This is a genomic window from Photobacterium damselae subsp. damselae (genome assembly GCF_038086725.1).
GTDB lineage: Bacteria > Pseudomonadota > Gammaproteobacteria > Enterobacterales > Vibrionaceae > Photobacterium > Photobacterium damselae.
On the sequence record NZ_CP146971.1, the window covers coordinates 233,894 to 254,697 of the forward strand.

19 protein-coding genes and 1 riboswitch are annotated in these 20,804 nt (G+C 40.1%); of the genes, 6 read left to right on the forward strand and 13 right to left on the reverse strand.

The window, feature by feature from the left end; genetic code table 11:
- Nucleotides 1-73 precede the first annotated feature (73 nt).
- Complete coding sequence (locus WAX86_RS15795) at nucleotides 74-760, forward strand: VC0807 family protein (protein ID WP_341489651.1); 687 nt, start codon at nucleotides 74-76, stop codon at nucleotides 758-760.
- Between the two features lie 30 nt (nucleotides 761-790).
- On the opposite strand, the gene WAX86_RS15800 is transcribed toward WAX86_RS15795, so the two are convergent.
- From WAX86_RS15800 to WAX86_RS15820, 5 genes are all read right to left on the reverse strand, one after another.
- Nucleotides 791-1,153, reverse strand: a complete 363-nt coding sequence (locus WAX86_RS15800) for a VanZ family protein (RefSeq protein WP_068969456.1) — start codon at nucleotides 1,151-1,153, stop codon at nucleotides 791-793.
- Between the two features lie 140 nt (nucleotides 1,154-1,293).
- Nucleotides 1,294-3,741 carry a molybdopterin guanine dinucleotide-containing S/N-oxide reductase gene (locus tag WAX86_RS15805; RefSeq protein ID WP_138241423.1) on the reverse strand — a complete coding sequence of 816 codons (2,448 nt, stop codon included), beginning with the start codon at nucleotides 3,739-3,741 and terminating at the stop codon, nucleotides 1,294-1,296.
- A gap of 21 nt (nucleotides 3,742-3,762) precedes the next feature.
- Complete coding sequence (locus WAX86_RS15810; protein ID WP_086368129.1) at nucleotides 3,763-4,857, reverse strand: NapC/NirT family cytochrome c; 1,095 nt, start codon at nucleotides 4,855-4,857, stop codon at nucleotides 3,763-3,765.
- A gap of 324 nt (nucleotides 4,858-5,181) precedes the next feature.
- On the reverse strand, nucleotides 5,182-6,561 hold the full coding sequence (locus tag WAX86_RS15815) for an endonuclease/exonuclease/phosphatase family protein (protein WP_341489652.1): 1,380 nt from the start codon (nucleotides 6,559-6,561) through the stop codon (nucleotides 5,182-5,184).
- Between the two features lie 197 nt (nucleotides 6,562-6,758).
- Nucleotides 6,759-7,370 (reverse strand): 2OG-Fe(II) oxygenase, encoded by a 612-nt coding sequence (locus WAX86_RS15820; protein ID WP_265413876.1) that lies wholly within the window; start codon nucleotides 7,368-7,370, stop codon nucleotides 6,759-6,761.
- Between the two features lie 211 nt (nucleotides 7,371-7,581).
- On the opposite strand from WAX86_RS15820, the gene WAX86_RS15825 reads away from it, so the two are divergent.
- Entirely contained in the window at nucleotides 7,582-8,415 is an 834-nt protein-coding gene (locus WAX86_RS15825; protein WP_068945388.1) for a hypothetical protein, read from the forward strand.
- 56 nt (nucleotides 8,416-8,471) lie between these two features.
- Here WAX86_RS15825 and WAX86_RS15830 read toward each other — a convergent pair whose 3' ends face one another.
- The 8 genes from WAX86_RS15830 to WAX86_RS15865 form a co-directional block, all read right to left on the reverse strand.
- Complete coding sequence (locus tag WAX86_RS15830; RefSeq protein WP_068945389.1) at nucleotides 8,472-9,839, reverse strand: TrkH family potassium uptake protein; 1,368 nt, start codon at nucleotides 9,837-9,839, stop codon at nucleotides 8,472-8,474.
- Nucleotides 9,836-10,498 carry a TrkA family potassium uptake protein gene (locus WAX86_RS15835; protein ID WP_036765538.1) on the reverse strand — a complete coding sequence of 221 codons (663 nt, stop codon included), beginning with the start codon at nucleotides 10,496-10,498 and terminating at the stop codon, nucleotides 9,836-9,838. Before WAX86_RS15835 ends, WAX86_RS15830 begins: the two co-directional genes overlap by 4 nt.
- A 414-nt stretch (nucleotides 10,499-10,912) precedes the next feature.
- Nucleotides 10,913-11,572, reverse strand: a complete 660-nt coding sequence (locus WAX86_RS15840; RefSeq protein WP_341489653.1) for a TenA family protein — start codon at nucleotides 11,570-11,572, stop codon at nucleotides 10,913-10,915.
- Between the two features lie 54 nt (nucleotides 11,573-11,626).
- Nucleotides 11,627-12,574 (reverse strand): ABC transporter substrate-binding protein, encoded by a 948-nt coding sequence (locus tag WAX86_RS15845; RefSeq protein ID WP_376788122.1) that lies wholly within the window; start codon nucleotides 12,572-12,574, stop codon nucleotides 11,627-11,629.
- Between the two features lie 35 nt (nucleotides 12,575-12,609).
- On the reverse strand, nucleotides 12,610-13,401 hold the full coding sequence (locus tag WAX86_RS15850; RefSeq protein ID WP_341489655.1) for an ABC transporter permease: 792 nt from the start codon (nucleotides 13,399-13,401) through the stop codon (nucleotides 12,610-12,612).
- Nucleotides 13,394-14,161 carry an ABC transporter ATP-binding protein gene (locus WAX86_RS15855; RefSeq protein WP_341489656.1) on the reverse strand — a complete coding sequence of 256 codons (768 nt, stop codon included), beginning with the start codon at nucleotides 14,159-14,161 and terminating at the stop codon, nucleotides 13,394-13,396. Before WAX86_RS15855 ends, WAX86_RS15850 begins: the two co-directional genes overlap by 8 nt.
- A gap of 9 nt (nucleotides 14,162-14,170) precedes the next feature.
- The gene (gene thiD, locus WAX86_RS15860; RefSeq protein ID WP_284634729.1) at nucleotides 14,171-15,004 is read right to left on the reverse strand and encodes a bifunctional hydroxymethylpyrimidine kinase/phosphomethylpyrimidine kinase; all 834 of its coding nucleotides are present in this window, start codon (nucleotides 15,002-15,004) and stop codon (nucleotides 14,171-14,173) included.
- Nucleotides 15,005-15,100: 96 nt separating this feature from the next.
- A riboswitch (TPP riboswitch) is annotated at nucleotides 15,101-15,200 on the reverse strand.
- A 98-nt stretch (nucleotides 15,201-15,298) separates the two neighbouring features.
- The gene (locus tag WAX86_RS15865) at nucleotides 15,299-15,886 is read right to left on the reverse strand and encodes a TetR/AcrR family transcriptional regulator (RefSeq protein WP_341489657.1); all 588 of its coding nucleotides are present in this window, start codon (nucleotides 15,884-15,886) and stop codon (nucleotides 15,299-15,301) included.
- Between the two features lie 232 nt (nucleotides 15,887-16,118).
- Here WAX86_RS15865 and WAX86_RS15870 point away from each other — a divergent pair, with 232 nt between their 5' ends.
- The 4 genes from WAX86_RS15870 to WAX86_RS15885 all read left to right on the forward strand — a co-directional run bounded on the left by WAX86_RS15870 (nucleotide 16,119) and on the right by WAX86_RS15885 (nucleotide 20,763).
- Nucleotides 16,119-16,667 carry a carboxymuconolactone decarboxylase family protein gene (locus tag WAX86_RS15870; protein WP_341489658.1) on the forward strand — a complete coding sequence of 183 codons (549 nt, stop codon included), beginning with the start codon at nucleotides 16,119-16,121 and terminating at the stop codon, nucleotides 16,665-16,667.
- Between the two features lie 196 nt (nucleotides 16,668-16,863).
- Nucleotides 16,864-18,483: a sulfatase-like hydrolase/transferase gene (locus WAX86_RS15875; RefSeq protein ID WP_341489659.1), complete on the forward strand. Its 1,620-nt coding sequence runs from the start codon at nucleotides 16,864-16,866 to the stop codon at nucleotides 18,481-18,483.
- Between the two features lie 207 nt (nucleotides 18,484-18,690).
- Entirely contained in the window at nucleotides 18,691-20,268 is a 1,578-nt protein-coding gene (locus WAX86_RS15880) for an alkaline phosphatase (protein WP_341489660.1), read from the forward strand.
- A 192-nt stretch (nucleotides 20,269-20,460) separates the two neighbouring features.
- Nucleotides 20,461-20,763, forward strand: coding sequence for an antibiotic biosynthesis monooxygenase (locus WAX86_RS15885; RefSeq protein ID WP_065171907.1), 303 nt, complete (start codon nucleotides 20,461-20,463; stop codon nucleotides 20,761-20,763).
- The last annotated feature ends 41 nt before the right edge of the window (nucleotides 20,764-20,804 follow it).

Sequence of the window (20,804 nt, forward strand, 5' to 3'; positions counted from 1 at the left end):
ACAGTGAACTCGCAGGTATCACACTATACCCAAGTGACTTTAAGAGACAGGATTCAGAGAATAACAATTTATTATGACTGAAAAGAAAAACAGCCCACTTAGTGAGATTATTTTCAACGTAATCGTACCGTCGGTTATTTTGATGAAATTCAGCGGTGAACAGGACCTTGGTGCGGTAGGTGCTTTGCTGGTTGCCCTCGCTTTCCCTATTGCTTTTGGCGGTTATGAACTGATCCGCTATAAAAAATATAACTTCATTTCGCTGCTGGGTATCGTGAGTGTTTTGATGACAGGTGGTATTGGTTTATTAGAGTTAGACAACAAGTGGTTGGCTATTAAGGAAGCCTTTATTCCTGGTGTGATTGGTCTTGTTGTATTGGGTTCGAGCTTCACTCGATATCCTATCGTTAAGAAGATGATTTTAAATGATACCGTATTGAATCTAGAGACCATTAAAACACGTTTATCAGAAGTGAATAAAGAAGCTGAATTTGATCGTTGTTTGACGGTTTCCAATTATCTCTTTGCTAGTACATTCGTATTTTCGTCAGTAATGAATTATGTACTTGCTAAGATGATAGTAACCAGCCCTACGGGTACTGAAGCATTTAATGAAGAACTTGGCCGCTTAACTCTTCTAAGTTACCCAATGATCGCTATTCCATCAATGTTGATGATGTTTGGTATTTTCTATTTTGTGTGGCGTCAAATTCGCTCAATGACGCAATTAGAAACGAGCCAGATCTTTAACTCAAAATAATCTGACTCAGATTGAACTGGAAAGTCGCTGTTATTTCAGCGACTTTTTTATGATTTGTGCAACAATAAATCCGGTAATCAAGCCACCTGTATTGGCCGCAAGATCAAGCCATTCACCATAGCGATTGACATAAGGTTGAATGAGCTCTATTGCGCCACTCCATGCTACAAAAAATAGTCCAATCATCCACCAGTTCTTAGGCTTTTTGAGGCCTACTGCAAACATCAAAGCTCCATAAGCAATAAAGTGATGGGTTTTGTCGGTTCCTGGCACGGCGGGTAACTCTGCTTGAGGTAGCAATGAGAGCAAGGTTATCGTCATTAGAATTAGAACTGTGATGGGTTTCCAGTAGCACTCTATATGGCTGAAAATTGATTTTATGATGCTTTTCATAGTGTTGATACTATAGATGTTTGATTTAAATACTTGGAGTTAGTATATCTTAAGTTATCAAAAATAAAAAAATCCCAGCAAATAAGCTACTGCTGGGATTGGATTTAATGGTGTCGTGAACGAGTTTTTACGTTAAATCGTTACGCATTTTGAGGCGGAGTAAATGCTTCAAGAGGCAGAACAGGACCCGTATATTTCTCTATCTTAACGACTGATGAGTTACCAGCACAGCCGTTTGCTAAACGAGATGTTGGAATATCACCCGTTAATACATTACACCCACCGTTTCGGCAGATACCTGTTGTTGGATCTAGGTCTGGCCATGCACCTTCATGGATACACACCGAGCCTTTTTTAATGCCATCGGTAACTAATGCTCCTACTAAGACTTGTCCTCGATGGTTATAAGCACGAACCAGATCGCCAGTCTTTATGCCAAAGGTTTTAGCATCTTCTGGATTAATCCAAATTGGTTCTCTGTTCGCTATGGCATAATTTTCACGCAGGTGAGCGTAGTTAAGCTGACTGTGAAGACGGTCTGCCGCATGTGAAGTCATTAGCTGCATCTCACCATCTTTTGCATTTCCAACCCATTCATTTGGTTCTAACCAAGTTGGGTGTGGAGGGCAATCTGGGTAGTTGTAGCCATCAATGGTTTGTGAGTAGATTTCAATCTTACCACTAGGTGTACCCAAAGGATTCATTATTGGGTTATCGCGAAATGCTTGGTAGCGGACAAACTTAGCGTTGTTGGCATTCCATTTCATTTCTATCAGTTTGTTTTGCTTCCAAAAATATGAAAAGTTTGGCATGGCAATGCGATTTTGACGACCAATGGCTTGAGCTTCTTTGTAGAAACCATTTAACCATTCCATCTCTGTTTTGTTTTCAGTAAATACAGCACGACCACCAGGTTTTAGTAATTCTGCCATGTCTGCGAAAACATCGAAATCATTACGAGATTCAAATTGTGGTGGCACAACCTGTTTCATTGGCACTAAGTGCTGGTTACTGTAGTCGCCTGTCATGGTGAGATCGTTACGTTCAAATGAGGTTGTAATTGGTAGTACGATATCGGCATGTTTGGCTGCTGCTGTCCAATATGGTTCAGAGATCACAATTAACTCTGGTTTTTGCCACGCTTGAATCAGACGATTCGTTTCTTGATGGTGAGTGAAGTTTGCACCGCCAGCCCACCATATCATCTTAATCTCAGGGAAGGTTCTTTCGTGACCATTGTGCTGATAGGTTTGTCCTGGGTTTTCTAATGCTTCAACGATACGGGCTACTGGGAAGCTGTTTATGGCACCTGATATTGCCCAGTCATTACCTGCTGACGATGCTCCGTCAATGGCAGCAGAGATAGCTGGAAGTACACCAGCATCGCGAGTTGGGTTTCCGCCATTAGAGTAATGGTAAGAGAAACCGAAACCGCCACCAGGTAAACCAATTTGGCCTAACATTGAAGCAAGTGTAACAAGCATCCAGTGGCGTTGCTCACCATATTGTTGACGCTGCATTCCCCAACCAGCCATGAGCATAGTTCGGTTTTTGCTAAACATATCCGCTAAAATCTCAAGCTGTTTAGCAGGTACGCCACAAATTTGTTCGGCCCATTGTGGTGTTTTGGCTACACCATCGCTTTTACCAAGAAGATAAGCTTCAAATTTATCGTAACCTGTTGTGTATTTGTTGATGAAGGCGACATCATGCTGTTTTTTGTCGACTAAAGCATAAGCAATACCTAGCATCATCGCCACATCGGTACTTGGGTGAGGTGCGATCCACTGTACATTATCACCGAAGAATTCGATGGTTTCTGAGCGCATAGGATCGATAGCGATAATGGTTTTATTTGACTTTTTCAGCTGGTGGAAAAACTCAAGACCTGAGCAATCAGATGAGCTCCATGCGATTTTTAAGGTATTTAGTGGATTTAAGCCCCAAAGTACTACAACATCACTATTTTCCATTACAACTGGAAATGTAGTTTGTTGCTCATATACCTCAATTGATCCAACTACATGGGGCATGATAACTTGCGCCGCACCTGTCGAATAATCACCCAAATGGCCAGAGTAACCGCCTGCCATACTCATGTAGCGCTGTAATAAAGTTTGTGCTTTATGGAGTACACCGCTTGAACGCCAGCCATAAGATCCAGCAAATACCGACTCAGCTCCATAGGTGGTACGGATACGTTGATGTTGTTGATGAATGAGTTGTAGAGCTTGCTCCCAACTTACTCGAACAAATTCATCTTTGCCTCTTAGGCCCTGAGGTGCGCTAGGGTTTTCTAAAAATCCCTTACGAACCATAGGATATTTAACGCGGGCTTTTGTATGAACTTGATCTTTAGCTGTTGTTTGCAAACTATTTGCAACTGTTTGGGGTAGAGCGTTGGTAGAAGAGATAATTTTTCCATTCTCTACGGTGACCATAACCGGTCCCCAACGCGTCGAACTCAATATTGCGCTTGTTGCTTTTTCTTCGGCCCATGCAGGTAGAGCAGTAATATTTGAAATAGCTAAAGCACCTGCAGATGCACTAGCGCCTTTTAAAAAGCTACGGCGTGATAATGATGTCATAAGATAATCCTTTTCCTGCAATTAATGACCAACAACATCTTTAGCGTTGTACTGGAAGTATTTGGTTAAGATTTCAAGATCTTCAGCCGAGATTGAAGTACGATCTCCCATACTCTTAGCCACTGATGGCCAAGCATTAACGGTAAAGTGATTTGCAGGGATCTTGGCGTGACAGGTCGAACAATATACGTTGTCGAGTTGCTCTGCGTAACTCCAAAGAGGTTTTTGGCTATCAAGCACTGGGCTATCGATTGTGGTTGTTAATGATGCTGTACGCCAGTTATTACCGTAACTGTCCGTAACAAATTTACCCGTTTTCAGCTCTTTTTCGCCACTATCAGATAAAGTTGCGATGATTGCACGTTGACCTTGTCCCATATAAAGAACTTGTTCAGCACCTTGCATTTGGTAGCCAGAAAGCTCAATTGTACGTTTATTTTGATCGTCTTTAAGCACTTTAAGTGGGGTCGCTGGATTAATAGAACCTAGATCACCCATGGCAATTGTTTGAATTGGATATACAAATTCAGCACCGCTTGGTGTCTGTTTGGCTTGCTCTAAGAGGTGATTAAGTGCACTCGAATCCATTTTGGTTTCAGGGAGAAGGTGAGCAACACCTTTATGGCAATCAATACAAGTTTGATTGTTTTCTATACCATATTTATGCATCTTTTGAGCTTCTTCTGATTGCTCATAAGTTTCCATGGCATCTTCATTATGGCAGCTACGACAAGTCGCTGAATCATTGGCACGCATTTGTGCCCATACTGTTTCTGCTAATTCAGCTCGATGTTCTTCGTATTTTTCAGGAGTATCAATTTTTCCTGTGATAAATTCGTGGTAAATATCTTTTGTCGCACGCAGTTTAGTTAGAAGATAGTCTTTGGTATCAGTAGGGATGTGGCAATCTGCACACTGAGCTTGGATACCTTTGCTATTACTGAAGTGAACTGAGCCTTGATACTCTTTATAAGGCGTTTCCATGGTATGACATGATAAACAAAATTCGGTACTAGAGGTTTTTTCTAAAACGTAGTGGGTACCGCCTAGGGTTAACCATCCAATTCCGATGCCTGCTGCAACAAGAACTGCGACGGTAGTTTTTTTAATTTTCATGATGTGCTCACATATCCATTGTATCTAAATACATAACCATTTAGTGGTATATCTAAATTAGCTATATAGAGAATGTGAGTAATTGACGTGCCGCAATATTTTGAAATATTAATTAATAAAATTACATAAAATGTGATTAATATTTCACTATATGAATAAGCAAGGCGGTTTTAATAGATTTATATTCTACGTGTTGCTCATTTGTCAGGTATATAAATAATGGTGCTATAGAGCATTTAAAATGATGTTACGCAAAGCGGTATTACGTCAAAAGCTCAGCAAAAATGCCGAGCTTTATTAGGTAGTTCGAGTGAAGCAAAGGTATTAGAGCTGAGCTTTAATCCAAACCATACGGTGATCGGAAGAAATAGATTTACCGTTACCATAGCCAATGCGCGAATCATTCATCAGTAAATGTCCCGACTCGTTCTCTGCTGGCCAATATACTGCAGAATCAATGATAGCTAAGTTTTCAGAAGGAATCGCATGGTCAACGCGTAAACCAAACGTACTGGTCAAACGATTTGGATACGGGTTATCTTGGCGGCATTCTTTACTTGGATAGCAGTTTTCTGCACCAAAACTGGTCGGAACGTATGTGCCAATGGTGGCTTCTTGATTAACTCTATGATGTTTTAGTAGTGAATCAATAGTACCTGTAAAGCCATCCCCAGCAAGTGGATCTGCATTTAAATCGCCAACAATAACAAACTTAGCATTCTGTGCTAGACCACCATGCTGACCATTATCGTCATAAATAAAATTCTGACCACTGATGTATTCGTGCCAAAACTGAATTTCATCGCGATTCTTCATCTTGTTGTTTTGAGTAACAGTGTCGAACACAGGTGGAGTAGGGTGAGACATTAGAATATGAATGGTCTCTTCGCCATTTGGTGTTTGCACAATCACAGGAGCATCTACGTGGTTTTTAGATGATAATAGAACCTGATCCCATTCTTCTGGAGTGTACCAGTTATCACCACAACTCATGCCCGCAGGGATAGCATTTTTAGGGTCATTACAGTTAGTGATAATTGGATTTTCTGCTGTTGGTAAATCTTTCCATTTAAAGTTTTGGAACGTGCGAGTATTAGCCGTGTCAATTTTGTATTTTGACATAAGCGCAAATGCATATTGGCCATGATAAGTACCAAATCCCCACGCATCGTTAGGGCCACTATTTACTTTACCGTCATTATTAAGGTCTAAGCCACTCATCTTACCCGTATTGGTAGCATAAGATTCAAAATACGGATAGTGGATAGGCTCTAATTTATCGCCACCATCAATGCTATTAGGACTTTGTGCTACCGATAAGTAGTTATCTTGGAATCCTTTAAGCGCTGCTTTATTTTCGCCAATACCATCATTGTTAAATTCTGCTAATAAGATGATATCTGGGCGTTTTGTTTGAATAATTGCTGCAACGTTTCGGATTTGAATCACTTTTTCAGCCAGTGTTTTATCTGTTTCATTCAAGGTGTTTGCTATGAAACCGTCAACAAGTTCTTGTTGTTTCGCTGGAGAAATTTGCATTTCAGTGACTAACTGTTCAAAAGTCTTACGATCAAAAGATAAGTTAAAAGTAGCGATAGAGACTTGAGAAGATGTTGGGTCAGTAAAGATATTGTTGTCACTATTACAACCGGCTAGTAAGGCTGTAGATATGGCAGCTGCCGCAATTGTTTTGATGATTTTCATAGTAGCGCTCAATTATTTGGGAAAAGTGTCACAATGTTGATGGTGGGCATTATAAAAAAGCGCTAAAAAATAAGAGTGATCAATAGCTCATAAATATGTAATACAATCGTTTGCTTTCTGGTTTTAATGCAAAATACTGACTCAAGATCACAATACTTAGGTAGTTGTATTATCTACCTAAGTATCAATAAGGTTGTTTATTGTGCTATATCGAGTTGGTTATCTTTAACTCCGTTGATACGAAACCAACCCGCAATACTATATCGCTCGGTATTTGTAGGTAGCACTTCATGAGGAAATTTTTCAGATAGAAAAACAAACAATCGACCTGACTTAGGTGCGATGGTTGTAATTTTTTGATCGTTTAAGTCATAGACCACAAGTTCACCGCCATCTTCAGGGCTCCAACTCTCATTCATATAAAAAACAGTGGTGAGTCGGCGGTTCTCATTGCCTTTAAAACAGTCGAGATGCTTCTGATAAAAATCACCTTGTTCATATTTAGCAAAATGCGCTTCGTACTCAAACAACCCTAAAAAGAAATTCTGATTGACCTCTCGGCGAATAACTTCCATCCGTTCAAGGTAATCTTGAATCGGCCAACCTTGCTTTGGAGATAACCATTGAATTTTGTCACTTCGGATAGATGATTCTCGCATTATTTCATCATTACGACCGATACGTGCTTTTTTCCAATTATCAGGAATACACTGTCGTAGGTGCTCAACCTGTTCGTTATTTAAAAAATCATCCCACAGGAAATAACCTTCAGTTGCTAGAGCGTCGAGCATTTTATCGATTTTATTCATTCTTGTTGTGCCATTTATGATTGTTTTTTTGCGTGTTATAAAAGTCTTGTAGCACGTTAACAAATCAAAATTTTTATTGTTGAGATGAAAAAAACAATGCGAATAAAATCATTTTAAATCAGTGAATTAAGAGGATACTTTATTGGGATGCTTAATGGGTATAAGATAAATATCCAGTTATTCAGGAAGAAACAAAAGAAAGGATAAAATAATGGATGCCAATGATAACTTAAAGACATGCCATGATGAGGTCATTGGTATTCTGGTAGTAAAAGACGGTAATGGATTCATTCGAAGAACAAAAGATCACCAACAGCGGTTTGTCAGTATTCCTTATTACTTATCTAATCAAACTGCATTTAAACGCCCTATCTTATTTGTGACGGAAAGTCCCCATATTGAAGAGTTTAAAGTAGGCCAGGTTTATGATTGTTTAACACAAGAACTGGTTCATGCTCGACCTGTGAATGGGGTAACGGGGAATAACATTCGCCAATATCTGATAGGCTTGTTATTGGGAATCAAACTTACTCTAGAAGATGGCTATTATCCAATTATTGTCATTAACGCTTTACAAGAGCAATGTTCTTTAGGTCAAGATACGGCTTTATATCGGACTCGTAATTTTATTAAATATTGGCCAAGTCGAATCGAATATCTACAAAAACGGTTACAAGAATTAGATCCCATTATTGCTATTAATGCCTGTACTGCGGGAGATTTTTACTTAATGCGAGAGGGTAAAATGACACAGACTAAAGCCTTTTCATCCGGACGCAGACAAGACTTTGAACAAGCTTTTAGTTTGTTATTATTTGAAGAGTTTGGATACAGTGATGCGGTTAATAGCAGTGACGACAAGTTGGTTTTTATGGGCTCTTTTGATCTAGCTGGATTAGTTATGAAGGAGTTATATGATGCTTATAACCCGCGTCATATTTTACTAAAAAAATCGACCCATCCTTCGGCTTGGGCCCGCTCTAATCAATTACCACAATTAAGAGAATGTGGTACTCGGTTACGAACATTATTTAAAATCAATTAAATAAAAAGGCTCAACTAATTGATTAGATGAGCCTTTTATAGATTTAATTTTGACTATTAACCAGCAAACACATTATCTTCTGGATATTTCAATAGAGTCGGTTTAGGTCGTGCTAATAGATAAACTAGGGTAAGAGGGCCAATACGACCGATGATCATGACCACGATCATAATGTACTTACCAGGCTCAGTTAAATGAGCCGTTAAACCAGCCGTAACGCCAACCGTTGCAAAGGCTGATATTGTTTCAAACAAGGTCTGCAAGAACGGTGACTTTTCGGTAATCATCAAGCTAAATGTTGCCGTTGCAATAATGAATCCACTCACAACCACAATAGCTAAACATTTAGTGACTGTTGGCCACGGTACTGAACGTTTGAATAAAGTAACAAAGTTTTGTTGACGTAAGAATGTCCATGTCGCCGTTATTGCTACGACAAACGTAGATACCTTAATACCACCACCGGTTGATGTTGAGCCTGCACCAATAAGCATCAAAATGATCATGATTAACATGGTTGGATCGGTAAATTGTGAGATATCAACGCTATTAAATCCAGCTGTACGAGCGGTTGCTGATTGGAAAAAAGCCGCCAGCCATTGAGTTCCTTCTGAAAGGTGACCTAAGGTTTTTGGGTTATCTTTTTCTAATAGCCAGATAAATAATGTACCAGCAAGCAGTAAAATTGGCGTTGCTGTTAACATGATTTTACTGTGTAGGGCTAAATGAGTGATACCACGGCGAATATTTCTACGAATATCAGATACAACGGTAAAGCCAAGACCACCTAAAATGAACAACATGGCAATGGTAATAATAACCAGTGGATCGCCAACGTAGGGAACTAAGCCGTTGGAAAAGACTGAAAATCCCGCATTGTTAAAGGCAGAAATAGAATGAAACAGAGCTGTAAATAATCCTGTTTCCCATCCCATTTGTGGCACAAAGCGAATGGATAATAACACCACACCGATGGCTTCACAGATAAGCACAAATGTAATGATATGCTTAATTAATCGACGTAGGTTAACGGAACTACTTTGACCTAACTGCTCTTTTGCTAACGATTGTTGCTTAAGACTTAAACGCAAACCAAACATATAAAGCAGTAGGGCAGATAGCGTCATCTGACCTAAACCACCAATCTGCATTAATATCATTAACAAGATTTTGCCACTTAGCGTAAAGTGCGTGCCAGTATCAACCACACCTAAGCCTGTCACGCTGATGGCTGAGGTTGCGGTAAATAGAGCATCAGTAAAATCTAATCCAGAAACAGAAAAGACAGGTAAAGTCAGCAAAATAGCGGCTGGAACAAGTATCGCTAAGAAACTGAATACAATGATACGAGGCTCAGACCAGCCTTTACCTCGTTTTTCAGTTTTAATAGGGACGAAAACGCCCTTATTAGGTAAACGGTTCATAGATGGCGCAACGTTTCGGTAAGAATAGCTTGAGGACCAGTAACAATTAAGATATCACCAATCTGAAGTTGTGTTCCTGATTCAGGATTTTTACGCACTTCAGGACCTCGTTTTAAGGCTAGTAATTGTAGCTCTTGGCGACGACAGCACGGGTGCTCACACAGTTGCTTACCCATATTTTTTCGAGAAACTACGACTTCAGCCAAACAGATACCACTACCCAGATCAGAAAATTCGAAAATACGCTTATCTAACATGTTACGAGCAATACGCATTCCCATATCTCGTTCTGGACGAATAATACGGTCTGCTCCAATTTTGCTTAAAATTTTGGCGTGATGATCATCTTTTGCTTTAACCCAAACCGCTTTAACTCCAGCTTCTTTGAGTACCAGAGTGGTCAGGATGCTGGCATTAACGTCTTCGCCAATAGAGACCATGACGATATCGTAGTCATCAAGTTTTAACTCTGCGACAGTTTCATCGTTAGAACAGTCAGCGACTACGGCTTGTGTAGCGATATCTGCCGCTTTTTTAACGCAGGCTTCGTTTAAGTCTACCGCGAGTACCTGAGCACCTTGCGCGCTTAATTCTTTGCAAAGTGACATACCAAAACGGCCTAGGCCAACAATTGCAAACTGCTTATCTTCTGGACTCATGGTCTTTCCCCAAAGGTGAAACATTTTCTTATCTTCTTTTATGTTTTGTGTGCTCAATGGGACGCACAGCTTGAGGTTTTATACGCAAGTGTGAAATAGTGCTCCCAATTGTCAATGAATTCAAGATCAAGACGTAGATCACAGTTTTCATGTTAGCAATAAAACAGTGGTTAACATCATTAGATTGTCAATACATTGAATTCAAGCACAAAATGAACAGTTTGCATAATCAGAATGGAAGTTCGTCAAAAAGTTGTCAAATCTGTCACAAATTATTACATCTAGGTCTGTGTTGCTGATTTATTCTTCAATAATGCAGCAATGGATGGGGTCTCAGTAGACAAATATTTACTGAATAGGAAAAGAGGTTGGTTGGAATATTAGAGCCAACAGCATGTGTGTTGGCTCTTAAGATTATAGATCGAGTGCTTGTTGCCAAAACCCAACTTCCATTCGAGTGGCAGTTTTAAATATTTGGCATAGACGTTGGCCTTTGGGACTATCGAGCGTAATATCTTTTAATTGGTCATTCAGTCTCTGTCGGCTCTTACTGCCTCCTTGCTGAAAGTCTGCACCACCATAGAGTTCAATCCAGCTTAAATAAGGATTATGAGTTTTATTGGTGGTTGGGGAAGACATAAGGTGTTCACCAATTTCGGCATAGCCAATTGCACACGGAGCTAGGGCAACAAACAGATCGATTAAATCCCCACTTAGCCCAGTTTCAAGTACATATCGAGTATAAGCCACAGTCCCAACATCTTCTGGTTCGTCTTCCATCGTTGAAGCTGTTAATCCCCATTGCCCGCAGTAGCTCACATGGTGATCCATTTCATGTTCGATTAAAGCTTGTAATCCTGGAAGCGTTTGTTTCATATTGGCTACGTTATCTGCTTTATAAATGGCTAAGGCATAGGCTCTGGCGTAATGTTTTAGAAACAGAAAATCTTGTTTTAAATAGTGCAAATAGGCTTGGTGAGGCAAAGTACCTGCTGCCAGTTGTGTAACAAAATTATGCTGGGTATAGCAATTCCAATCTTGTTGGCATGCAGTAATAAGATCTTGGTAATTCATAGAGTGCATTCCGATCATAAATAAAAGCGATGATTGTGTTCAACGGTTGTGCTGTTACAACGCGGGTACGTAATCTTTTGCCTTTGGCTCATTGTTAATAATATGGTGTTGATACATAAAGCTAGCGAGTTTGTTATAACGTTCTAAATCAACAGCTGATGGTCGAAGGGCAAAACGAGCAATGGTATCGTTCCAAGCTCGATGATTTAGTTCATTATTTAGGGTATCTGGGTTGTATTTGATAAATGTTTGCCAAGCTTGATCGGGGTGATTGACGATATATTGAGTCGCAAGCTCTAAGGCATGATTAAATTTTTTGATGGTAGCTTTGTTGTAATGGTTTTTGTTTGCGACAATCACCAGTTCATCATAGGAGGGGACGCCATATTCTTCTGGGTAGTAGGCCTTCGCCTTATAACCTTCAAGCGCTAATTGGTTTGTCTCAAAATTGCGTAAACCACCCCAAATCGCATCCACTTTCCCCGATGCTAAAGATGAGGAAAGCGCCCAGCCAACATTAATGATCTGTACATCTTTGTAGTTTATACCTGCCGTTTTTAGCATGGTGCCAAGTGTGGCTTCTTCATTTCCTGCAACAGCAATTCCGATTTTTTTGCCTTTTAGATCGGCGATGGATTTGATTTTGCCATTATCTAAAGTCATTAAGGTGTTAAGAGGCGTTGCGATTAAAGTTGCCGAACGAATTAAGGGTAAACCCGCTGCGACATCTGTGGTTAAACTGGTCTGATAGCTGATGGCCAAATCGACTTTATTCGCTGCAACCAGTTTTGCAGGAACACTTGGATCGGCGGGCTCTTGAATCGTTACTTTAAGTCCTTCTTTTGCAAATAATCCTTGCTCTTGGGCGATAATGATTGGGCCATGATTTGGATTGACAAACCAGTCGAGCATTAATGAGATACTCTGCTCTTGTGCAGCCCATAGATTAAAGCTGGATGCGGTTAACACAATCGTTAAGGCTGTTTTTGTAGCTGTTTTCATCATATTCCTTGAATCAATGTTGTGATATCTGGGGGTTATTGCCATGGGATCAGTTTTTTTAATAACTTATCGGTTAAGTAGTACAGAGAGATGGAAAGCAACGCTAAGATGGTCAGAGCTGCAAACATTTCATCGATCATCATCCGAGCATTGGCTTGTAACATGAGATAGCCAAGACCTTCACTTGAGCCTACCCACTCACCAACCACGGCACCTATCGGCGCAATAACAACGGCGACTCGAATGCCAGAAGCAAGAGCAGGTAAGGCCGCAGGTAAACGGATGGTTTTCAGCAATTGCCACGGTGTTGCGCCCATGGTTTTAGCAAGATCGAGATAGCCTTGAGGAGTATGGCGTAGTCCGTCAAAGCAGCAGGTGGTGACAGGGAAGAAAATAATTAATCCTGCCATCACAATTTTGGATGCCATTCCATATCCCAGCCACAGCATTAAAATGGGCGCAATAGCAAAGACAGGAATGGCTTGACTGGCAATCAATATTGGAAGTAGCCAACGTTTTACTGGAGCAAAAAGCAACATCAGTAAAGCGAAGAATAAGCCCATCAGTAAACCTAGAGCTAATCCCAGTATGATTTCGCAACCCGTTATCCAGGTATGATGCAATAACACATCATGGCGATAGTAGAGTCGGTCTAGCACTGCAATTGGGGATGGTAAAATAAAGCTAGGCAGAGAGAACAGCCAAATGCTTCCTTGCCATAGACAAAGCAGTAGACCTAGAGTAACAACGACTCTGATATAGGACTGTAAATAAGCAGGAGTTAAAATTTTGCGTTTATTTAACTCTACCGGGGAGATCTCAGACATATTCTGCCTCCAAATTTGACAGTATCTCCTGCTGATATTGCGCAAATTCGTTATCAAGCTGACGTGGGATTGGGCTATTAGGGGTCTTTAATTGGCGTAGGGATGCCGGTGTACCTGTGAGCATAATGATCTGCTCGCCTAATCTGAGTGCTTCTTGTGGGTCGTGGGTAATAAGAACGACGGTTTTCTCTTGTAGCAATTCAACGGCTAGATTTTGTAGCTTATAGCGAGTTACAGCATCTAATGCTGAAAATGGCTCATCCATTAATACGATCGGCTTGTCTTGCATGAGAGTACGGGCTAGGGCAACGCGCTGCTTCATACCTCCAGATAACTGCTGGGGCATATGGTCGGCGTAGTGTCTTAATCCCACTTTATCGAGTAATGTCATCGCTTGCTGATAAACGGATTTTTTCTCATTGTAGGGTTTATGTTCTGACTGACATTTTTGAGAGCCAAATTGATAACTCAAGCAAACATTGTCAATCACGTTCAGCCAAGGTAGAAGCAAATCTTGTTGGGCCATGTAAGCAATATGCTGGTGGATATTTTCATCGTGTTCGGTCTGAATATTGCCAATAAATTGTACATCATCGGGTAACAGATTTGCTAAAAGCCGTAGCAAGGTAGATTTGCCACTGCCACTTTTGCCAAGCAGACATGTCCACTGCTTGGCTTGTAGTTGTAAAGATACATTGCTTAGCGTTGCCATAGAGGCATTAGGGTAAGTAAGAGAGTGGCAGGTAAGTAGGATCGCCATGAGGTTACCTTACTTATTGTTGGCTAGGTTAAAAAAGTGATGCACCGGACCATGCCCCGATCCGATCTGCAGTTCATCAGCGTGAGCAATCGCATTGCTGATATAGTGTTTAGCGGCTTTTACTGCTTCTGTTAACGAATATCCTTGGGCTAGATAAGAAGCAATGGCAGCAGAGAGAGTGCAGCCTGTTCCATGGGTATTTTGTGTATCAATACGTGGCGTTGTAAATCGAAGCACATCATGTGGAAGAATTAAGAGGTCAGTACTATTGGTTGTATTGTCAAGATGTCCACCTTTAAGTAAAACAGAATGAGCCCCCAGTTGGCGTAATTGCTCGATCATGGCTTCCATGTCTTCTTCTGTTTTAGGTTGAGCACAATCTAATAATGCAGCCGCTTCAGGAAGGTTTGGGGTGATCACATCAGCCAGTGGGAGTAGCTGCTCTTTTAATGTAGAGATGGCGTTATGTTCTAATAATAGATCGCCACTGGTTGCGACCATAACTGGATCAACCACTAGATATTTAGGCTGGTATTGACGTAGTTTATGGGCAATGATTGAAATAATATTGCTGTCACTTAGCATCCCAATTTTAACCGCTTTTACATCCAAATCTTGGAAAACAGCATCAAGTTGTTCGGCAACAAAATTGGCAGGAATGGAGTAGATACTGTGGACACCTTGGGTGTTTTGCGCTGTAAGAGCGGTAATTACAGAGCAGGCATAGCCACCCGTAGCAGAGATCGCTTTAATATCAGCTTGAATACCAGCGCCGCCGCCACTATCCGATCCTGCAATTGTTAATGTAATTGGGGTTTTAGATGGTACTGCTTGATTATTCATCATGATCTCCACATGGCGTAGAGATAACTGCAGTTACACAAAGAGACACTAAGATGTATTGAGAGGTAATTTCTATAGATACATCGAAGGTGAAAGATTGGGTATCCGTTAGTTCCACTACGCCAGTATTAACTGGTTCAGGTTCAACGGGTCCCACTTATGTGATCTCAGCCTAAAGGCCCCCCGACTAACGTTATTTATCCTAATCAAGAATAACTATCTTGTCACGACTTTCTAGTAAAATTTATTTTATAAAATAGTGACTTGGCTAAACATACTAAAAATATTTTGATATTAAACAAATGGATAGTGAGCAAAAATATCATCGATCATTGTAGATATCGCTCCACTGTTTGGATGCGTTTTAGCGTAAGTTCGTAGCCCTGCAATTTGTACTTGTACATAACGAGCTAGCTCTGCAGAGTCTTTTTCTTTCGTAATTTCGCCGTGCTGTTGAGCCGAAATAATGACTTTTTCAAACTCCGCTTCCATTTTATTCAGAAGTCGACATGCCTCATCTAACAACTCTTGGTTATCACAAGTCAGTTCTGCCACTGTTTTTGCGAGAAGGCACAAACCACTTGGTGCTGACTTTGGTGTTTCAAGTACCAATTGTTGGATAAAGCGTTTTAGTCCAGCAAGGGGAGATGCACTATTGGCCAGACATTGGTTTAGCTCAATAACACCTTGTTGCTGATAATGTTGCAGTGCTTGCTTAAATAGACCTTCTTTACTTCCAAAAGAGGCATAAATACTCCCTGGCCTCATATCAATTGCGTCTTGCAAATTACGCATAGACGTTGCATGAAAGCCTTTTTGCCAATACAAATTTGTTGCTTTTTCGATCACTTGTTGGCGGTCGAATTTTGGAGTATTTGCCATAATATCGTTCTTTTTTGAGTAATTGTTCAAAATTTTAGTCGGTAGATTATCTTCTGTAAAGTAAGAAAAAATAAAGAATTTTTCTCTTTTTAATCAGGAGATTATCTTAATCTTGCATTAATTGATGAACATTTGTTCAAAATTAAACTTGAACGATAGTTCAAAAATAAGTAAGGTTTAATTAAGCCAAACAACAGGCTAATAGCAATAACTACTATATGGAGAAAGAACAATGAAAGTCTTTACTATTCACACAATTGAAACAGCACCTGAAACGACAAAAGCTATCTTAAACAATGCTCATAAAACGATGGGAAGTATCCCAAATTTGATTGCAACTTTGGCTGAATCACCGCAGTTACTTAAGGCTTATACCGAACTTCACCAACTATTTACTGAAACTTCGTTTGATAAAGAAGAGCTCACTGTTGTTTGGCAAACTATTAATGTGGAACACGAGTGCCACTATTGTGTTCCTGCTCATACATTGATTGCTCATTCAATGAAAGTCGATCCTGTATTGATTGAAGCATTACGAAATGACGATGTAATGCCAACACCTAAGCTTCAAGCCTTAAAAGATCTAACGTTGAGCCTGGTTCGTCAACGTGGCAATGTGTCGGATGAAGAGTTACAAGCTTTTTATGATGCGGGTTACGGGCATAAGCAAGTTCTTGAAATCATTTTAGGCCTATCGCAAAAAGTGATCAGTAATTACGTTAATCGAGTAGCCAAAACGCCTGTTGATCCTATGTTCCAAAAATTTACTTGGACGAAATAAATCCAAAGAAAGTGCAATTCGGTATTTCGTTTATAATCGGATTGCACTTTCATTATTCTTTAAGTCGAAAGAAAATAAAGGTAAAGCACAGAGTGTGATCGTTATTTATATTGCGATTTTTCGATTTTGTATAATTTGTGCTTTCATAATTCTTTACTTTGTGAAAAAGAATATTTCGATTTAAGGTGTTTGGAAAATGGAACTTTCAAGAAGAAAATTTTTAAAATCAACTGCAGCTGTCGGTGCGGTGACAGCAACCTCCAGCTGTTTTGTGCAAGCGGAGCACTCCACGCAACATCCTAATATGTTATTTTTAGCAGTAGACGATCTTAATGATTGGATTGGCGCATTAGGAGCTCACCCGCAAGTTAAAACCCCAAATCTCGATCGTCTGTATAAACGGTCGACCGCATTTCGAAATGCTCATTGTCAGGTCCCAGTTTGTGGACCATCCCGTACAGCGCTACTAACTGGAATGGCGCCCACAACAACGGGTCTTTATACCAATAAAGAGTTGGGCATTAAGCCGTTCGATCCTGTCGCTGAAAAGGTATTAGGTTCAACGCCTGTATTACCTCAACATTTTAAAAATAACGGCTATTACACCATGGCTTCGGGAAAGATTTCTCATCATGGTACTGCTGATTATCGTCACAAAGAGCAATGGGATGAGGAAATACCCTTGTATGTTATTGGACCGCGTGATGAGCATTTAAAAGCAAATGGTTACGGTTATGGCTCTTATGGTGTGGATGACCATAAATATTATCCGTTTCCTGTCGGTGGTGGACAAATTATTCAATCTCAAGAATATGGACCCGGAACTAGAGGGTTTAGCTTATGTAGTGGTGCATTAGATCGTCACGATATTCCTAATGGTGGTGTGATGCCTGATGAATATTTTGCGGATTGGACCGTCGAAAGATTACAACGCCATTATGAGAAACCGTTTTTCTTAGCTTGTGGTTTCATCCGACCTCATGTTCCCTATACAGCTCCCCGTGAATATTTCGATATGTTCCCTCTTGAGAGTATTATCGTACCTGAAACGATTGAAAAAGAGATGACTGATATTCCACTTATGGGGAAAGCGTTAGCTCTAGGTATTATTCCTGGAGGTGATGCGGCGGCCGTTAATAAATTAGGGATTCGTAAAGAGTTAGTGCAAGCATATTTAGCCTGTATTGCATTTATGGATGCTCAAGTTGGTAAAGTTCTGGATGCTTTGGAAAAGAGTCCTTATGCCAATAACACCATTGTGATGTTTTGGGGGGATCACGGCCAAAACTTTGGTGAGCACATGAATTATCGTAAACAAACTCTGTGGCAAGAATCGACGCGTGTCCCTTTAATGATCCGCTTACCGCAGCAAGAGAAAGGGCAAGTGTGTGATGAAGCCGTAAGCCTATTGGATCTGTATCCAACATTAATTGAGCTTTGCCATTTACCTAAAGTAGCAACGAATGAAGGGATCTCTTTAAAACCTTTACTGAATAATCCCCGTTTTGACAGAAAAATCCCTGCAGTGACGACTTATGGTTATCAGTGTCATGCTATTCGCGATGAGCAATACACTTATATTCGTTATCGTGATGGTTCAGAAGAGCTCTATGATCGTAATCTCGATCCCAATGAGCATCATAATTTAGCCTCGGATCCTAACTATCAAGTAATAAAACAAGTAATGAAACAGTGGTTACCTGTTAACAATGCTCTGCCATATGGAATGGTGGATTTCGATAAAGAAGGGGGCGATTTTATTACCCGAATCTTAGCTGGGTTTGAAAAAGAGGGGATCCCCTCAAATTTATTGTAACTATTCCTATTTGATTCGAATATTTGAGTTGCGATAACCTATTGCTAATACAGATAAAAGATAATTAAGACACGGAATGATGCGCCATTATAAGCAAAAGTTTACGTGTCTTTTTTGTTTCTTAAAATCGCCATAAATCTGTCAAAAATCCTTGTTTAAATACGCCCAGTTAATAAAAAACTGAATCAATAAAAACAAGGATAATTAATGAACAAGTACATTAAACCGTTGGCAACCATTATTGCGGCATCGACCCTCTCTCTTAATGTCCATTCTGCCGAAATAAAAAATGTCATATTAATGATTGGTGATGGTATGGGGCCTCAGCAAGTCGGTTTGCTTGAAAGTTACGCTAAGTTAGCTCCAAACTCGATATATAAGGGCAAACCAACTGCACTTTATCAATTAGCTCAAGATGGTGTGATTGGTTCATCATTAACTCATCCTGATGATGCCATCGTTGTGGATTCAGCATGTTCTGCGACTATGTTAGCGACCGGTATCTCGACAGGTTCTGAGGTGATTGGTATTGATCCTGACGGTAACTCTATTGAAACGGTGTTAGAGAAAGCAAAACGTATGGGTAAAGCAACAGGACTGGTTTCTGATACTCGTATGACTCATGCAACACCTGCAGCTTTTGCTGCTCATCAACCGCATCGTTCATTAGAAAATGAAATAGCCTCAGATATGTTAGAAACTCAAGTCGATGTGCTGTTATCTGGAGGCTTGCGTAACTGGATTCCACAATCAGCAAACCAACAAGGTGAAGTTTACCAACAATTACAGACCCTAACACATGGTGATGTTGGGTTAAAATCGAAACGAAAAGACGAACGTAACTTACTATTAGAAGCTAAAGACTTAGGTTACAGCCTTGCATTTAATAAACAGATGTTAGAAGAAGCGACAGGCAGTAAGGTGCTGGGTTTATTTGCAAGCTCAGGAATGGCTGACGGCATTGAATACAGTAAAACTAAGGAAGATCCTGCTCGTACTCAACCAACATTGCGTGAAATGACGGAAAAGGCGTTGGAAGTCCTAGCTAAAAACGACAAAGGATTTTTCCTAATGGTTGAAGGCGGTCAGATTGATTGGGCGGGTCATAGCAATGATGCAGGTACCATGCTGCATGAAATGTTAAAATTTGATAATACTATTGATGCTGTCTATCAATGGGCTAAAGGGCGAGATGACACATTAGTGATTGTTACCGCAGACCATGAAACAGGATCATTTGGTTTTAGTTACTCTGGATATCAATTACCTGAGCCGCAAAAACGTTCTGGTGAAGCTTTTGCTCAACGCGATTATGCGCCAAATTTTAACTTTGGAGCATTCACAATCTTAGATGGTTTATATCAACAGAAAAAAACATATTCAGCAATGTTAACTGAGTTTGGGCAGCTGCCAAAGAATAAGCAGACCGCAAAGCAGTTAATGAAAATTGTGAATAACAACAGCGAATTTGCAATTACTGAAGCACAAGCAAAAGCAGTATTAACGGATAAAACTAACCCTTACCACGTTGATGGGCATAGTTACTTATCAGAAAGTACGATTCCAGCGATTCATGATTTTGATGCTTTCTATCCTTACAATGACAGAGCAAATTTGTTAGCAAGAGTGCAGGGAACAAAGCAAAATATTGTGTGGGGAACAGGAACTCACACACATACGCCAGTTAATGTGTTCGCATGGGGACCAACTGATGTCATTCTACCTGTTTCGAAGATTTTACATCATTCAGAATTAGGCGAATATATTAAATCGCAGGTGAAATAGAGTATTTATGCCGAGCGGTTAAATACAGCTCGGTTTTTCTTTTTTGCAAACACATATTGTACCTAGAGAGAGTACAAAGAAGTGGCAAGTTAACTATTGCAATGATAGAAAAGAGCAAAGAGTAATTTTAGTGTGAATTGCTATTATTTTAAAAAATATAAAAAGCCACCACAGGAAAATTAAGGAAGCGCTATGTATATTGCTATGAATCGTTTTAAAATCCGTTTAGGTTCTGAACAAGAATTTATTGATATTTGGAAAAATCGCGATACTTATCTTGAGACTGTACCAGGTTTTCGCTCCTTTAATTTATTGCAAGGTGCCTCAAATGAGGAATATACCTTGTTTGCTTCTCATTCGGTGTGGGACTCTCGTCAAGCATTTGAAGATTGGACTCAATCAGAAGCTTTCCGCAAAGCGCATGCTAATGCTCGTGGTAATAAAGACATTTATTTAGGTTCGCCAAACTTTGAAGGTTTTGAATCTTGCCTCTAAAAAGACAGCAATAGAATGTTAACACTGCGTTTAATCATTGA

Coding starts and splice junctions, on each gene's coding strand:
- WAX86_RS15795 (WP_341489651.1), top strand. CDS start 74: ATGACTGAAAAGAAAAACAGCCCACTTAGTGAGATTATTTTCAACGTA.
- WAX86_RS15800 (WP_068969456.1), bottom strand. CDS start 1,153: ATGAAAAGCATCATAAAATCAATTTTCAGCCATATAGAGTGCTACTGG.
- WAX86_RS15805 (WP_138241423.1), bottom strand. CDS start 3,741: ATGACATCATTATCACGCCGTAGCTTTTTAAAAGGCGCTAGTGCATCT.
- WAX86_RS15810 (WP_086368129.1), bottom strand. CDS start 4,857: ATGAAAATTAAAAAAACTACCGTCGCAGTTCTTGTTGCAGCAGGCATC.
- WAX86_RS15815 (WP_341489652.1), bottom strand. CDS start 6,561: ATGAAAATCATCAAAACAATTGCGGCAGCTGCCATATCTACAGCCTTA.
- WAX86_RS15820 (WP_265413876.1), bottom strand. CDS start 7,370: ATGAATAAAATCGATAAAATGCTCGACGCTCTAGCAACTGAAGGTTAT.
- WAX86_RS15825 (WP_068945388.1), top strand. CDS start 7,582: ATGGATGCCAATGATAACTTAAAGACATGCCATGATGAGGTCATTGGT.
- WAX86_RS15830 (WP_068945389.1), bottom strand. CDS start 9,839: ATGAACCGTTTACCTAATAAGGGCGTTTTCGTCCCTATTAAAACTGAA.
- WAX86_RS15835 (WP_036765538.1), bottom strand. CDS start 10,498: ATGAGTCCAGAAGATAAGCAGTTTGCAATTGTTGGCCTAGGCCGTTTT.
- WAX86_RS15840 (WP_341489653.1), bottom strand. CDS start 11,572: ATGAATTACCAAGATCTTATTACTGCATGCCAACAAGATTGGAATTGC.
- WAX86_RS15845 (WP_376788122.1), bottom strand. CDS start 12,574: ATGAAAACAGCTACAAAAACAGCCTTAACGATTGTGTTAACCGCATCC.
- WAX86_RS15850 (WP_341489655.1), bottom strand. CDS start 13,401: ATGTCTGAGATCTCCCCGGTAGAGTTAAATAAACGCAAAATTTTAACT.
- WAX86_RS15855 (WP_341489656.1), bottom strand. CDS start 14,161: ATGGCGATCCTACTTACCTGCCACTCTCTTACTTACCCTAATGCCTCT.
- thiD (WP_284634729.1), bottom strand. CDS start 15,004: ATGAATAATCAAGCAGTACCATCTAAAACCCCAATTACATTAACAATT.
- WAX86_RS15865 (WP_341489657.1), bottom strand. CDS start 15,886: ATGGCAAATACTCCAAAATTCGACCGCCAACAAGTGATCGAAAAAGCA.
- WAX86_RS15870 (WP_341489658.1), top strand. CDS start 16,119: ATGAAAGTCTTTACTATTCACACAATTGAAACAGCACCTGAAACGACA.
- WAX86_RS15875 (WP_341489659.1), top strand. CDS start 16,864: ATGGAACTTTCAAGAAGAAAATTTTTAAAATCAACTGCAGCTGTCGGT.
- WAX86_RS15880 (WP_341489660.1), top strand. CDS start 18,691: ATGAACAAGTACATTAAACCGTTGGCAACCATTATTGCGGCATCGACC.
- WAX86_RS15885 (WP_065171907.1), top strand. CDS start 20,461: ATGTATATTGCTATGAATCGTTTTAAAATCCGTTTAGGTTCTGAACAA.